Raw genomic sequence first — 13,523 nt, forward strand, 5'->3', positions numbered from 1 at the left:
TGAGCGTTATGAACACAGCCCTGAGCGGCAAAAGTACAGCTTGAGCGCCATGACATCAGTCTTGAGCGCCACGACATTAGCCCCGAGCGGACCGAAAAAGCCATGAGCGACTATAAGCACACGCTGAATCTGCCCTCGACCGACTTCCCCATGCGCGGCAACCTGCCGGCGCGGGAGCCCGGTCGAATCGCGCAGTGGAACGATATGAACCTCTACGCCAAGCTGCGTGAGGCGCGTCGGGGGCGCGAGCGGTTCGTGCTCCACGACGGTCCTCCCTACGCCAACGGCAGCATTCATATCGGTCATGCGGTCAACAAGCTGCTCAAGGACTTCATCGTCAGGTCGAAGAACCTGGCCGGCTTCGACGCCCCCTACGTGCCGGGCTGGGACTGTCACGGGCTGCCGATCGAGCACAAGGTCGAGACCACCCACGGCAAGCACCTGCCGGCGGACGAGGCCCGGGCGCTCTGCCGCGAGTACGCGGCCGCCCAGGTCGAGGTGCAGAAGGAAGGCTTCGTGCGTCTTGGTGTCCAGGGCGACTGGGACAATCCCTACCTGACCATGAATTTCGCCAACGAGGCGGGCGAGATCCGGGCCCTGGCCGAGATGGTCAAGGGCGGCTACGTGTTCAAGGGACTCAAGCCGGTCAACTGGTGCTTCGACTGCGGCTCGGCGCTGGCCGAAGCCGAGGTCGAGTACCAGGACAAGCAGTCCGACGCCATCGACGTCGCCTTTCCGGCGGTCGACGATGCCGCGCTGGCGGCGGCCTTCGGACTGGATTCGCTGGCCAAGCCGGCGGCGGCGGTGATCTGGACCACCACGCCGTGGACCATCCCGGCCAACCAGGCGATGAACGTGCACCCCGAGTTCGTCTACGCCCTGGTCGACACCGGCGAGCGTCTGCTGCTGCTGGCCGAGGAGCTGGTCGAATCGAGCCTGGAACGCTTCGGCCTGAGCGGCGAGATCATCGCCACCGCTCCGGGCGAACGTCTCGATCGCATCGCCTTCCGCCATCCGCTGGCGGCGCTCGCGAGCGGCTACGACCGGCTCTCGCCGATCTATCTGGCCGACTACGTCGAACTGGGCGCCGGTACCGGTATCGTTCACTCCTCGCCCGCCTACGGCGAGGATGACTTCCACACCTGCCGTGCCTACGGCATGAGCTTCGACGAGATTCTCAATCCGGTGCAGAGCAACGGCGTCTATGCCGACGATCTGCCACTGTTCGGCGACCAGATGATCTGGAAGGCGAACCCGCAGATCGTCGCCAAGCTGGAAGAAGCCGGCGCGCTGATGGCCCACGACCGGATCACCCACAGCTACATGCACTGCTGGCGCCACAAGACGCCGGTCATCTACCGGGCCACGGCCCAGTGGTTCGTGGGCATGGATCTCGAGGGCGCCGATGGCCGCACACTGCGCGACAAGGCGTTGGCCGGCGTGGACACCACCGGCTTCATCCCCGCCTGGGGCCAGGCGCGTCTGCACTCGATGATCGCCAACCGCCCCGACTGGTGCATCTCGCGCCAGCGCAACTGGGGGGTGCCGATCCCGTTCTTCCTCGACAAGGCGAGCGGCGAGCTGCATCCGCGCACCGTCGAGCTGATGGAGGCGGTGGCAAGCCGCGTCGAGCAGGAGGGCATCGAAGCCTGGTTCAAGCTCGAGCCGAGCGAGCTGCTGGGCGACGAGGCCGACGCCTACGAGAAGGTCACCGACACTCTCGACGTCTGGTTCGATTCCGGCACCACCCACTGGCACGTGCTGCGCGGTTCACATCCGCTCGGCCACGACGTCGGGCCGCGTGCGGATCTCTATCTCGAGGGCTCGGACCAGCATCGTGGCTGGTTCCATTCGTCGCTGCTGACCGGCTGCGCCATCGACGGCCATCCGCCCTACCAGTCGCTGCTGACCCACGGTTTCACCGTCGACGAGAAGGGCCGCAAGATGTCCAAGTCGCTGGGCAACGTGGTGGCGCCGCAGCAGGTGATGGACAAGCTGGGCGCCGATATCCTGCGGCTGTGGGTCGCTTCCACCGACTACTCCGGCGAGATGGCGGTCTCCGACGAGATCCTCAAGCGCACCGCCGATGTCTATCGGCGGATCCGCAACACCTCGCGCTTCCTGCTCGGCAACCTGACCGGCTTCGAGCCGGGTCGCGACGCCGTGGCCTTCGGCGACATGCTGGCGCTGGATCGCTGGGCGGTGGATCGCGCCGCCGAGCTGCAGGCGCGCATCCAGCAGGCCTATGCCGACTATCGATTCCGCGACGTCTACCAGCAGGTGCACGACTTCTGTGCCCGCGACATGGGCGGTTTCTATCTCGATATCATCAAGGATCGCCAGTACACCACCCAGCCCGATTCGCTGGCGCGCCGCAGCTGCCAGACCGCGCTCTATCATATCGTCGAGGCGCTGGCGCGCTGGGTCGCGCCGATCCTGTCGTTCACCGCCGAGGAGATCTACGAGAACATTCCCGGCGAGCGGGGCGAGAGCGTGCATCTCGAGACCTATTACGACGGGCTGAGCCAGCTGCCTGAAAATGCCGAGATGGGGCGGCAGTTCTGGGAACAGGTGATCGCGGTCAAGCAGGCGGTCAACAAGCAGCTCGAGGATGCGCGCAACGCCGGCACCATCAAGGGCGCGCTGGACAGCGAGGTGACGCTCTACGTCGATGACACCTTGAATGCGCTGCTGTCCCGCTTCGAGGACGAACTGCGCTTCGTGCTGATCACTTCCGAAGCCACGCTCGCGCCGCTGGCGGAAGCGGGCGATGCCAGGGCCACCGAGCTGGAGGGTCTCAAGGTCGCGGTGCGCATGAGTCCGTATGAGAAGGACGAGCGCAGTTGGGAACGGCGGCCGGACGTCGGCGCCAATCCCGATCATCCGACGCTGTCGGCGCGTTCCATCGCCAACCTGCCGGATGGCCCGGGTGAGGTACGCCGTTTTGCCTGATTCCGCTTCCCGCCCCGCCACCGATCGGATGCACCGCCCGCTGCGATGGCTGTGGCTATCGCTGGTGGTCATCGTGCTCGATCTGGGCATCAAGGCGCTGGCCTCGGCGCATCTCGATTACGGTCGGCCGCTGGAAGTGCTGCCGATCTTCAACCTGACGCTGCTGCACAACACCGGTGCCGCCTTCAGTTTCCTGGCCGAGCACGCGGGCTGGCAGCGCTGGCTGTTCGCGCTCATCGCCATCGGTGCGAGTATCGGTCTGACCGTGTGGCTGTCGAGACTGAAACGCGGCGAGACGCTCACCGCGATCTCGCTGACGCTGGTGATCGGCGGTGCCATCGGCAATCTCTACGATCGACTGGTGCACGGCTACGTGGTCGACTATCTGTCGTTTCACTGGGGCGGCTGGTACTACCCGGCGTTCAATCTGGCCGATACGGCGATCACGCTGGGTGCGATCGGCCTGATTCTGCAGTCGCTGCTCGACTCGCGTCGACCTAAGGGCTCTCACGCCGCCGACAAGGACGGACCTTCTTCGACTGACAACCCTGGTTCGGCTGACAGGTCTTCTTCGGCTGACAAATCTTCTTCGACTGACTCTTCTTCGACCCGAGGTGACTCATGAGCGGGAACGGCCACCAGCACGATCACGACTACCGCGTCGGCGACGGCATGGAAGTCACGCTGCACTTCACGGTGAAACTCGAGGATGGCGAGGTGGTGGACTCGACGCGGGACAAGCAGCCAGCGACGTTCCAGCTCGGCGACGGCAATCTGCCGCCGGGGTTCGAGGCGCCGCTCAAGGGCATGGCGGCGGGCGATACCGGTGCCTTCGAGATCTCCCCTGAGCACGCTTTCGGCCAGCACAACCCTCAGAACGTCCAGCGCCTCGCCCGTGACGCCTTCGAGGAGGCCGTGGAACCCGGCACGGTGATGTCATTCGCCGATGCCGCCGGCGGCGAACTGCCCGGCGTGATCGCCAGCGTCGACGAACGCCATGTCGAGGTCGACTTCAATCATCCGCTGGCAGGGCGTACCCTGACCTTCGAGGTGGAAATCCTGGACGTGAAGCCCGCCACGACTCACTGAGCCGATCTTCACCACGACACCCGAGCGTATCAAGCGAGGTCATTATGCAAATCAAGCTGGCCAATCCCCGCGGTTTCTGCGCCGGCGTCGATCGTGCCATCGACATCGTCAATCGCGCGCTCGATGTCTTCGGGCCGCCCATCTACGTGCGCCACGAAGTGGTCCACAACCGCTTCGTGGTGGATTCGTTGCGCGAGCGGGGGGCGATCTTCGTCGAGGAGCTCGACGAAATCCCCGACGACGTCATCGTGATCTTCTCTGCCCACGGCGTTTCGCGAGCCGTGCAACAGGAGGCCGAGCGTCGCGGCCTCAAGATCTTCGATGCCACCTGCCCGCTGGTGACCAAGGTGCATATGGAAGTGCTGCGCTATGCCAAGCGCGGGCAGGAGTGCATCCTGATCGGCCACGCCGGCCATCCGGAGGTGGAAGGCACCATGGGGCGCTACGATGAGAGTCATGGCGGCGCGATCTATCTCGTCGAGGACGAGAAAGACGTCGCCAGGCTGCCGGTACGCGATCCCTCGCGGCTGGCGTTCGTCACCCAGACCACGCTGTCGATGGATGACACCGCCAAGGTGATCGATGCACTGCGCGAGCACTTTCCCGAGATCCAGGGGCCGCGCAAGGACGATATCTGCTACGCCACCCAGAATCGGCAGGACGCGGTCCGCGAGCTGGCCGTCGACTCGGACCTGGTACTGGTCGTAGGCAGCGTCAACAGCTCCAACTCCAACCGCCTGCGCGAGCTTTCCGAGCGCGTCGGCACGCCGGCCTTCCTGATCGACGACGCCGAACAGATCGATCCCGCCTGGCTCGAGGGTATCGGCACCATCGGCATCACCGCCGGTGCCAGTGCCCCGGAAGTGCTGGTCAAGGGCGTCATCGACAAGCTCCAGACGCTCGGCGCCAGCGTGCCGGAAGAGCTGTCCGGACGCGCCGAGACCATCACCTTCTCCATGCCGCGGGAACTCCGCGAACGCGTGATCACCAGCGCCAGCTGATCGCCGATTAAATTTCCTCGGTTCTCGGTCGATAGAGGGTAAACGAATGTAACCAGCCATGCGGTTGCGGCTGGTTCCCGAACCCTTGTCGACCGCCTCTTGCGGCGGTTGCGAACTCGCTGCAGGGTCTCGCGTGTCCGCCAATCAGCCCCGGTGCCCCACTTTCGAGCCGCATCGCCTCTCGCCGCGATCCCGCGTTCGTCCCGGAGGAAACGAGCGGGGCGTCACCCTGATCGAATCGTTGATCGCGCTGCTCGTGCTGAGCATCGCTCTGCTTGGCGTGGGTGCGCTGCAACTGATGACCCAGCGGGAGGAGGTCGAGGTCCGCTGGAGCTCGGCGGCAGTCGCCATGAGCGGCAACCTGATCGAGCAGTTGAGAACGGACCGGGTGGCGTCGGAGGGAGTGGGGATCAGCGATGGCGCCCCCGCCGGTTGCTCGAGCCCCAATCAGTGGCTGTGCGACCTGATCACGGCCTGGTTAACGTCGCTGCGCGATCAGCTCCCCCATGCCTCAGCGCAGTTGAAGATCCTGAAGCTGGACGACAACCTGCTGAAAGCCGAACTCGCCATCGTCTGGCGTCGACTCCCCGACGGCGACCCTCGTGCGACCTGCCGCCCGCAGGATGCCGACGCCTCGGGAATGGCCGATGGCGGCTGCCTGCGGGTGGAGACGGTATTGTGAGTCGCCGCGCCCCGGCATTTCCCCCGGCCCGCCAGCGAGGCGTCACGCTGGTCGAACTGATGGTCGCGATGTTGATCGGCCTGATGCTGGTGCTCATGGTGACCAGCTACACCCTATCCAGTCGCAGAAGCTATCAGACCTCGGTGGCCAACGAAGACGTGCAGGATGCCCGTCGGTTCGCGCTGAGCGTGGTGCAGCAGCAGGTCTGGCTCTCCGGCTACAGCGATCGCTGGGAGGACCTGAGCCTGCTGTTCCCCGGTTTTACGCCAGCGGAAGATAACCAGATGCCCTCCTTTGCCGCCGGCCAGCTGGTCGCCGCCGACGAGGATGGCGAAATATGGGTTCGTTATCGTGCCGCCGGACTGAGCGGTCAGCCGCTGACGCATTGCGACGGTACGCCTTTCCCATCCGCTGACGGCAGCGACGCCGATTCGATCGCCATTGCCAGGCTTTATCTCGACGACCACACGCTGCGTTGTCGGGTTTCGTTCTCCGCCGGCGAGAGGCGTCGTTCGCTGCCTCTGCTCAACGACGTGGAGGCGATGCGTTGGGAGTATCTCGATGACTCCAATACCTTCCAGCCGCGGGAACACGCCAACTGGACCACGGTCAGGGCGGTCAGACTGGCGTTGATCCTGGCATCGGCGGAGTCTACCGGCGAGCGCTACGTCCAGAGTTTCGCATGGGGAGGCAAAACCGTCAGTTTCGAGGACGGGCGCGCACGCACGCGCCTGGAGACGACCATCGCCCTTCGCAACCTTCCGGAGACCGTCCGGTGATGCCTGCCAATCAACGGGGGGCCGCGCTGCTGGTGACCCTCGTGATGGTGGCGTTGGTGTCCATGCTGGCACTCGCCATCAGCGACTCGACCCGTGTGCAGCAGCAGCTCTCGGCGAACGAGGCGGCACGACAGATGGCGTTCCAGGCCGCCGAGGCCGGGTTGCGCTCTGCCGAACTCGCCATCGATGGCAGCGGGGATCTGGGACTGTTCTGCAACGCGGGAGGGGAGCGCTACAACATCACGACGCGGGACGGCCTCGATAATGACGCTCACTGGCAATCATTGGAGAGGGCAGGAGCCGTTGCCGACTTCACGCTCTATAGCAGCGCCAGCGGCGATTTCGTGCCTGCTCCGCGCTACATGATCGGTTGCATTGTGCCGTCGCTGGTGGATGGCTATCAGGAGGTGGATCCCGCGGTCAAGGGACAGGCGGAAGAAACTACCGAGCAGCGTTACTTCTTCCGGGTGTTCAGTGTCGGATTCGGGCCGGGCGGTCGTGCCGTGCAGCGCCTGGAGGCTCGCTATGTCTATTAAGGGCTGGGCGCTGGGCGGCTTGCTGTTGATGGGCGCGAATCAGGGGTGGGCGGCGGACGATGTGCCGCACTACCCGCCACTGAGCGCGCAAGCCGAGACATCACCACGCAGCATGCTGGTGCTTTCCAACGATCACAACTGGTATTCGAAAGCCTACACCGACTGGTCCGATCTCGATGGCGACGGAGCGATCGACTCCACCTACCGCCCTGACATCGAATACTACGGCTATTTCGATAGCCGGGGCTGCTACGACTATGACAGCCATCTGGACGGTGGGGCATTCAGGCGTATCGGTAATACTGGGAACGGGAACGGTGTACCGGGCGATGGTGAGTTCAGTTGCAACGGGAAGCCATCCTGGAGCGGAAACCTGCTCAACTGGGCGACAATGACCCGGATCGATATCATCCGCAAGGCGCTGTATGGCGGCAAGAGGTACCGAGACAACGCCACGGGCACGACGGTGCTGGAGCGCGCGTTCCTGCCGATGGACTCCCACAGCTTCAGTAAAATCATTTCCGACAAGAGCGTCATCAACAAGAACACGCCCTTCAACGGCGCCAGCGCGGTCACGTTCTGCAATACGACGTACCACCCACGGGCAAATATAGACTCCGGCAGGGTGAACGATCCTCCGCTGATCCGCGTTGCCACAGGTAACGAGAATGGCGGCAAGGTAGGCTGGCCCCAATGGGCGAGTACGGAACAGTGGCAGTGTCCCTGGCGGGGTGAACGCCAGAATTGGGGCGATTTCCCCTACAGGATGTCGCATGGCTCCCGGGAATATCGGGCCAGGGTCGAAGTCTGTGCCACGTCGGGCGGGAGTGAAAACTGTAACTCGTACCCCGATTCCCTCTATTCGAAACCAACGGGGCTCCTGCATGCTTACGCCAATGATATCGATTTCGGCCTGCTGACAGGTTCGTACGAGAACAATAAGCAAGGTGGAGTGCTGAGGGCGAATTTCGAAGGTTTCGGTCGTGAGTTCAGTGCCGCCACTGGCGTATTCGAGAATGATCACAAGGGGATCGTCAGCAACCTCGACGCGCTGAAGATTGCGAAATACAGCTATCAGGACAGTAACTACAACTCGAGTTCAGGTGACAACTGTCCCTGGGGAAGAAGCTCGTTCGACAACGGCAGCTGCTCCAACTGGGGCAACCCCTTCGGCGAGATTACCCTCGAGGCGCTGCGCTACATGGGTGGCGAGAAGTCGCCAACGAAAAAGTTTTCCGTTGGTACCGGCAGTGTCGAGACCAGTTACATTCCGGGGCTGACGTCGCCCGCCTGGGATAACGACCTCTCCGGCAAGTGGTGTGCCGCGCACTCGTTGCTGCTGGTCAACGCCAGCGAGATATCCTTCGACAACGACGATCTAGGTGCACCCGGTTCGTCACCGGTCTCCGCCGGGCAGATTCGTGCTCAGACCGATGCCGTCGGCACGGCCGAGGGAATTTCCGGGGAATACTTCATCGGCCAGACCCCCGCCAGCGCCAGCACCGAGAGTGACAAGTTCTGCACGGCCAAGACGCTTGCCGGGCTCAGCGATGCCAGGGGGCTCTGCCCCACGGCGCCGGGCCTGGAAGGTGGCTACAGCGTGGCCGGACTGGCGCGCTTCGCCCATCACGATACCGTCATCCGCGGCCCCGACGGGAACGATGGCCAACCGATCGATACTTATGCGGTGCAGCTCGCGTCCAACGTACCGCTCGTGTCGATACCCATCGGGGCCGGCAAGTCCGTCTCCCTGATCCCCGCCTGCTCCAACACCACGGCGGGAGGCAAGTGCGCGATCGTCAACTTTCTCGTCGAGTCGCAGGCGTCCGATGGGTCGAGCGGGAGCTTTCTGGTCGACTGGGAAGATTCGGAGTTTGGCGGCGATTACGATTTCGATGCGGAAGTCCGTCTGAGCTATGTGCTCTCGGACGAGCGTCTCTCGATTACCACCAGCGTGACCCGCGCCGCGGCGTCTCACACGCTCGGTCTCGGCTATATTCTCAGCGGCACCAGCGGGCGCTACGGCACCGGGGAGGACGCCGACCGGATCGTGGTTCGACAGAGCGACGGCTTCAGCGTCCATACCGGCATCAATAGCTACACCAACAATTATCCCGGATCGCTCTGCCCGCCCAGTGCCCCCTGTAGCGGCAGCCCGGCCACGACCGCCACCTACCGGGTGGCGGGCAACACGGGGCAGGAGCTGGAGACGCCGCTCTATTACGCTGCCAAGTACGGCAACGACAGCCGCCGCGAAGACGGCTCTCCCGGTGCCTACTTCGAGGTCAACCGTATTGGCGAGCTGGCGGATACGTTGCGCGAACTGCTGGACCAGGTGCTGGAAAACACCAACCGCACGGGGGCCGGCGTGACCGTCGGCTACGACGGTGCGGTCGAGGACTATGTTTTCCAGACGCTCTACAACAACCAGTACAGCTGGTCCGGCGATGTCCAGGCGGTGAAGCTTGGAGAGGATGGCGCCATCAGCAGCGTGTGGAGTGCCCGTAGCCAGCTACCGTCGCCGGCCAATCGCCAGATCATCACCCGGGATCCTGCCACGGGGGCGGGGATCCCCTTCACGACCACCGCGTTGGAGGGAGCCGGCCTCGACATGCCCCAGCGGTCGCGGGAACTGGTCGGATACATCCGCGGCGATACCGACAACGAGCAGCGTAACGGGGGCAGTCTGCGTGACCGGCTCTGGCTGAATGGCCGCGACGGCGCCAAGCTCGGTGATTTCATCGGTTCCCGACCGTATCTCGTCGGTGTGCCCAACACCTACCACGTGCCCGACGAGGGCGACACGAGCTATGCCGCATTCCGGACGGCCCGGCGCACTCGGACCCAGATGCTCTACGTGGGCGGCAACGATGGCATGCTCCACGGCTTCGACGCGGCTACCGGGGTCGAGCGCCTCGCCTACGTGCCTGGAGTTCTGGTCGAGCAGTTGCCCGAACTCGCCGACCCCGATTACAGCCATCGCTACTACGTCGACGGGAGTCCCACGGTGCTGGATGCCCGTCATGGCGAAACTGGCACCGGCGCCTGGTTTTCGCTGCTGACGAGCGGCCTGGGATCCGGCGGCAAGGGGCTGTTCGCACTCGACGTGACCGATCCGACCCGCTTCAGCGAGTCGAATGCCAGCGCTCTCTCGCTCTGGGAGTACGCCCCCGCCGATGACGCCGCCGTGTTTGGCGAGGAGGACCAGCAACTCGGCTACATCTACAACCAGCCCAGTATCGTCCGGATGGAAAACGGGCGTTTCGCCGTCGTGGTCGGCAACGGCTACGCCAGTGATGCCGGCAAGGCCAGTCTCTACATTCTCTTCGTCGATGGGGGCGCCGGGGGGCGCTGGTCGAATTCGGATGTGGTGCGGTTGATACCGAGCGCTGCCGCCAACAGCGGCGACAACGGCATGGCGACCGTCTCCCTGGTGGACCGCGACGAGGATGGCCGGGTCGACCTGGCCTACGGCGCGGACCTGCAGGGCAACATCTGGCGCTTCGATCTCTCCTCCACCGATCCGGCCGGCTGGGACGGAGGTATCCATCAGCTTTTCAGCGGCGTCAGAGAGGGTGAGCATCAGGTGATGACCTCGACACTGGAGGTCGGCAGACATCCGGATGGCGGGCTGATGGTGCTGTTCGGCACCGGCGGCGAGGAGAACTACGGTTTGCCCACCACTCAGGACCGCGGCACATCCGACAGCTTCTATGCGGTGAGGGACTTCGTGGATGGCGTCGCCAGGGGCGACACGCTGACACGTGCCGATCTGGCCGGACGCGCTTTTCACCAGACGAGTCTCGACCACCAGGATGCCACTTCCACCATGGTGCGATATCTCGATGACATCGACACGAGCCGCTATCCGGACAACGGCTGGTATCTCGATTTTGCCGGCACCGAACGGGTCGTCGATGGTCCCTCGCTGCGCGGCAACCGGATTCTGTTCTCATCGTTGATCCCGGGCTATGGCGTTTGCGGCGCCGAGGACGCCGGTTATCTCTACGAGTTGAATGCCTGGTACGGCTCGGCTTTCCCGACACCGGTGCTGGACGTCAACGGCGACGGGAAAGTCGATGAGCAGGACAGCTATTACCCGTCCAGTGACGATGATGGCAGTTACGTTCCGATCGGTGTCGCAACTGACGGCGCGATATTCACCCCCAAAGTGCTCGTCAAAGAGGACGGCACGCAGGAGATGAAAATCAGTGCAAGCACTGGTGGAGGGTCTCCCGTGACAATCGCCGAGACCCCGCTCAACAGCATGCGACTCGGCCGAGTGACCTGGCGCCAACTGGAGTGACGGATGTGGATAGACTATCGCGGACTCGTGGTTTCACCCTGATCGAACTGATGATCGCCGTCGCGGTCGTCGGGATTCTGGCGGCCATCGCCGTCCCGAGCTATCTCCGCTATGTCGAGCAGGCACAGGCGCGGGACGCCCAGGCGGCGATGCAATCCCTGGCACTGAACCTGGAGCGGCGCTACTCGCAGACCTATCGCTACGGGGAGGACACCAGCGACGCCGTCGCACCTTCGACACTGGGTCTCTCTCCCAGCCAGTCACCGGAGAGTGGCACTGCCCAATACGGTCTGACCGTGGCGATCGACGACGGCGGCCAGCGCTACTCGATTACCGCCAGCCGAGCGGATGGCCGCACCAGCGAAGCGTGCGATGTCATCAGTCTGGACAGCCAGGGGAGTCGAACGCCGGCACCCGGCAGCTGCGATTGAAGCTGGCCCGTCAGGTCGAGTTCTTGCCGCCTGGGTCGGTGGCATCGACCGTGTCGAGCCGGATGCGGGCAAAGTGCACGACGATCTCATGGCCTCCACGGGCCGCAGCCGGGTTGGTGAGCGTGAAGGTCCCGAACTGTCGTCCTCGCGTGAATCCCAGCGGCGTGTATCCCAGGCCCTGGGCAAAGCTGTTGGCGGTGATGCTGACCTGATTGCCGTTGGGGTGACTCACCGCGAGCACGCGCTCGTCACTGTCCGGCTGGCCATTGCCGTTGCCATCGATGAACAGCAGTAAGGTATCGTCCCACTGACCATTGTCGCTGCAGCTCGTCCCATCCCCGGTGGGACAGAGCCAGGTTGGCTGCCCGCTGCTGGCGGCTTCCTGCCTCGCCCGTCTCAATAATTGCCATATCCGGTCCACTTCGCTGTCGAGCGTCATTCTGGCGCTCAGATTGGCGAGACCGGGTGCCGCCCAGGACGCCAGGATTCCGAGAATCACCACGCAGATCATCAACTCGATCAGGGTAAAGCCGCGCTGGCGACAGGAAGCCGGCTCGGGGCCTTGGGTTGGGGGCATGATGCGGTCCGGATGGCTGGCGAATGGTAGAATCGCCCTTTTGCCGGGATATCGACCGAATGCAGGATTTCTTGATCGTGGGTGGCGGCGTCATCGGCATGATGACGGCGCTACAACTGGCCGACGCCGGTCATTCGGTGGCGTTGGTCGAGCGCGGCGAGTGTGGCCGCGAGGCTTCCTGGGCCGGCGGCGGTATCGTCTCGCCGCTCTACCCGTGGCGCTATTCCAGGGCGATCTCGGCGCTCTCCAGCTGGTCCGAGGGGCGCTATCCCGAACTGGCCGGGCGGCTGCTCGAGGAGACCGGCATCGATCCCGAGTATCGCCAGAAGGGCCTGCTCTACCTGCGCGTCGACGATGTCGAGGCAGCGCTTTCCTGGGCGCGGGAAGTCGCCAAGCCGCTGACGCGCATCGATGCCGATGCGCTCTACGCCAAGGAGCCGAGCGCGGCACCGGGCTTCGATGGCGCGCTGTGGATGCCGACCCTCGGCAGCATTCGCAACCCGCGGCTGGGCAAGGCGCTGCGCGAGCGGCTACTGCAGATGCCGCGGGTGAGCCTCCACGAACGGTGCGAGGTTTCGGCGCTGATTCGCGACAAGGACGCCATCCGGGGCGTCGCGACGTCGCAAGGCACGATCCGTGCAGGGCAGACCGTCGTCTGCGCCGGTGCCTGGTCGCGAGCGCTGCTGGCGGATATCGGCATCGAGCTGGCGGTGCGCCCAGTCAAGGGCCAGATGATCCTGTTCAAGGCGCCGCCGGGGCTGGTCGGGCGGGTCGTGCTCAAGGATGGGCGTTACCTGATCCCGCGGGGAGATGGCCGGGTGCTGGCCGGGTCGACGCTGGAAGAGGTCGGGTTCGACAAGCAGACGACGTCGGAAGCCCTCGAGTCGCTGCACGCAAGTGCACTCTCCATCGTTCCCGCCTTGGCCGACTGTCCGGTGGAGCATCACTGGGCCGGTCTACGTCCGGGCTCGCCGGATGGCGTGCCGCGGATCGGGGCGGTGCCCGGATTCGAGGGGCTGCACGTCAACGCCGGCCATTACCGCAACGGCCTGGTGCTGGCGCCGGCCGCCACTCGGCTGCTGGTCGACCAGTTGATCGGCTGCGAACCCATCGTCGACCCCTCGCCCTACCGGCTGTCGGACTGACGCCGGTTTTGCCTCCCCCCACGGC

10 protein-coding genes and 1 pseudogene are annotated in these 13,523 nt (G+C 64.5%); 10 read left to right on the plus strand and 1 reads right to left on the minus strand.

What is annotated here, in order from left to right:
• The first annotated feature begins 102 nt into the window (after positions 1-102).
• The 9 genes and pseudogenes from ileS (at position 103) to Q0602_RS06980 (ending at position 11,776) form a co-directional block, all read left to right on the plus strand.
• Entirely contained in the window at positions 103-2,952 is a 2,850-nt protein-coding gene (gene ileS / locus Q0602_RS06940) for an isoleucine--tRNA ligase (RefSeq protein WP_298840742.1), read from the plus strand.
• Positions 2,953-2,980: 28 nt separating this feature from the next.
• Positions 2,981-3,436 (plus strand): annotated as a pseudogene (gene lspA / locus Q0602_RS06945) (signal peptidase II); the annotation flags it as partial.
• A 137-nt stretch (positions 3,437-3,573) separates the two neighbouring features.
• Entirely contained in the window at positions 3,574-4,041 is a 468-nt protein-coding gene (fkpB, locus tag Q0602_RS06950) for an FKBP-type peptidyl-prolyl cis-trans isomerase (RefSeq protein WP_295041246.1), read from the plus strand.
• Between the two features lie 44 nt (positions 4,042-4,085).
• Complete coding sequence (gene ispH / locus Q0602_RS06955) at positions 4,086-5,042, plus strand: 4-hydroxy-3-methylbut-2-enyl diphosphate reductase (protein ID WP_298840746.1); 957 nt, start codon at positions 4,086-4,088, stop codon at positions 5,040-5,042.
• A gap of 133 nt (positions 5,043-5,175) precedes the next feature.
• Complete coding sequence (locus Q0602_RS06960) at positions 5,176-5,724, plus strand: prepilin-type N-terminal cleavage/methylation domain-containing protein (RefSeq protein ID WP_298840749.1); 549 nt, start codon at positions 5,176-5,178, stop codon at positions 5,722-5,724.
• On the plus strand, positions 5,721-6,503 hold the full coding sequence (locus Q0602_RS06965; RefSeq protein ID WP_298840752.1) for a PilW family protein: 783 nt from the start codon (positions 5,721-5,723) through the stop codon (positions 6,501-6,503). Before Q0602_RS06960 ends, Q0602_RS06965 begins: the two co-directional genes overlap by 4 nt.
• Positions 6,503-7,039: a PilX N-terminal domain-containing pilus assembly protein gene (locus tag Q0602_RS06970; RefSeq protein WP_298840755.1), complete on the plus strand. Its 537-nt coding sequence runs from the start codon at positions 6,503-6,505 to the stop codon at positions 7,037-7,039. The genes Q0602_RS06965 and Q0602_RS06970 overlap by 1 nt, the downstream gene beginning before the upstream one ends.
• Positions 7,029-11,345, plus strand: coding sequence for a PilC/PilY family type IV pilus protein (locus Q0602_RS06975; protein ID WP_298840758.1), 4,317 nt, complete (start codon positions 7,029-7,031; stop codon positions 11,343-11,345). Before Q0602_RS06970 ends, Q0602_RS06975 begins: the two co-directional genes overlap by 11 nt.
• A gap of 5 nt (positions 11,346-11,350) precedes the next feature.
• Positions 11,351-11,776, plus strand: a complete 426-nt coding sequence (locus tag Q0602_RS06980) for a type IV pilin protein (protein ID WP_298840763.1) — start codon at positions 11,351-11,353, stop codon at positions 11,774-11,776.
• Between the two features lie 10 nt (positions 11,777-11,786).
• Here the strand turns inward: Q0602_RS06980 and Q0602_RS06985 are convergent, their stop codons facing one another.
• Positions 11,787-12,353, minus strand: a complete 567-nt coding sequence (locus Q0602_RS06985) for a GspH/FimT family pseudopilin (protein ID WP_298840766.1) — start codon at positions 12,351-12,353, stop codon at positions 11,787-11,789.
• Between the two features lie 59 nt (positions 12,354-12,412).
• Here Q0602_RS06985 and thiO point away from each other — a divergent pair, with 59 nt between their 5' ends.
• Positions 12,413-13,498: a glycine oxidase ThiO gene (thiO, locus tag Q0602_RS06990; protein ID WP_298840769.1), complete on the plus strand. Its 1,086-nt coding sequence runs from the start codon at positions 12,413-12,415 to the stop codon at positions 13,496-13,498.
• Positions 13,499-13,523 lie beyond the last annotated feature (25 nt).

This window comes from uncultured Salinicola sp. (assembly GCF_937921195.1).
Lineage (GTDB): Bacteria > Pseudomonadota > Gammaproteobacteria > Pseudomonadales > Halomonadaceae > Salinicola.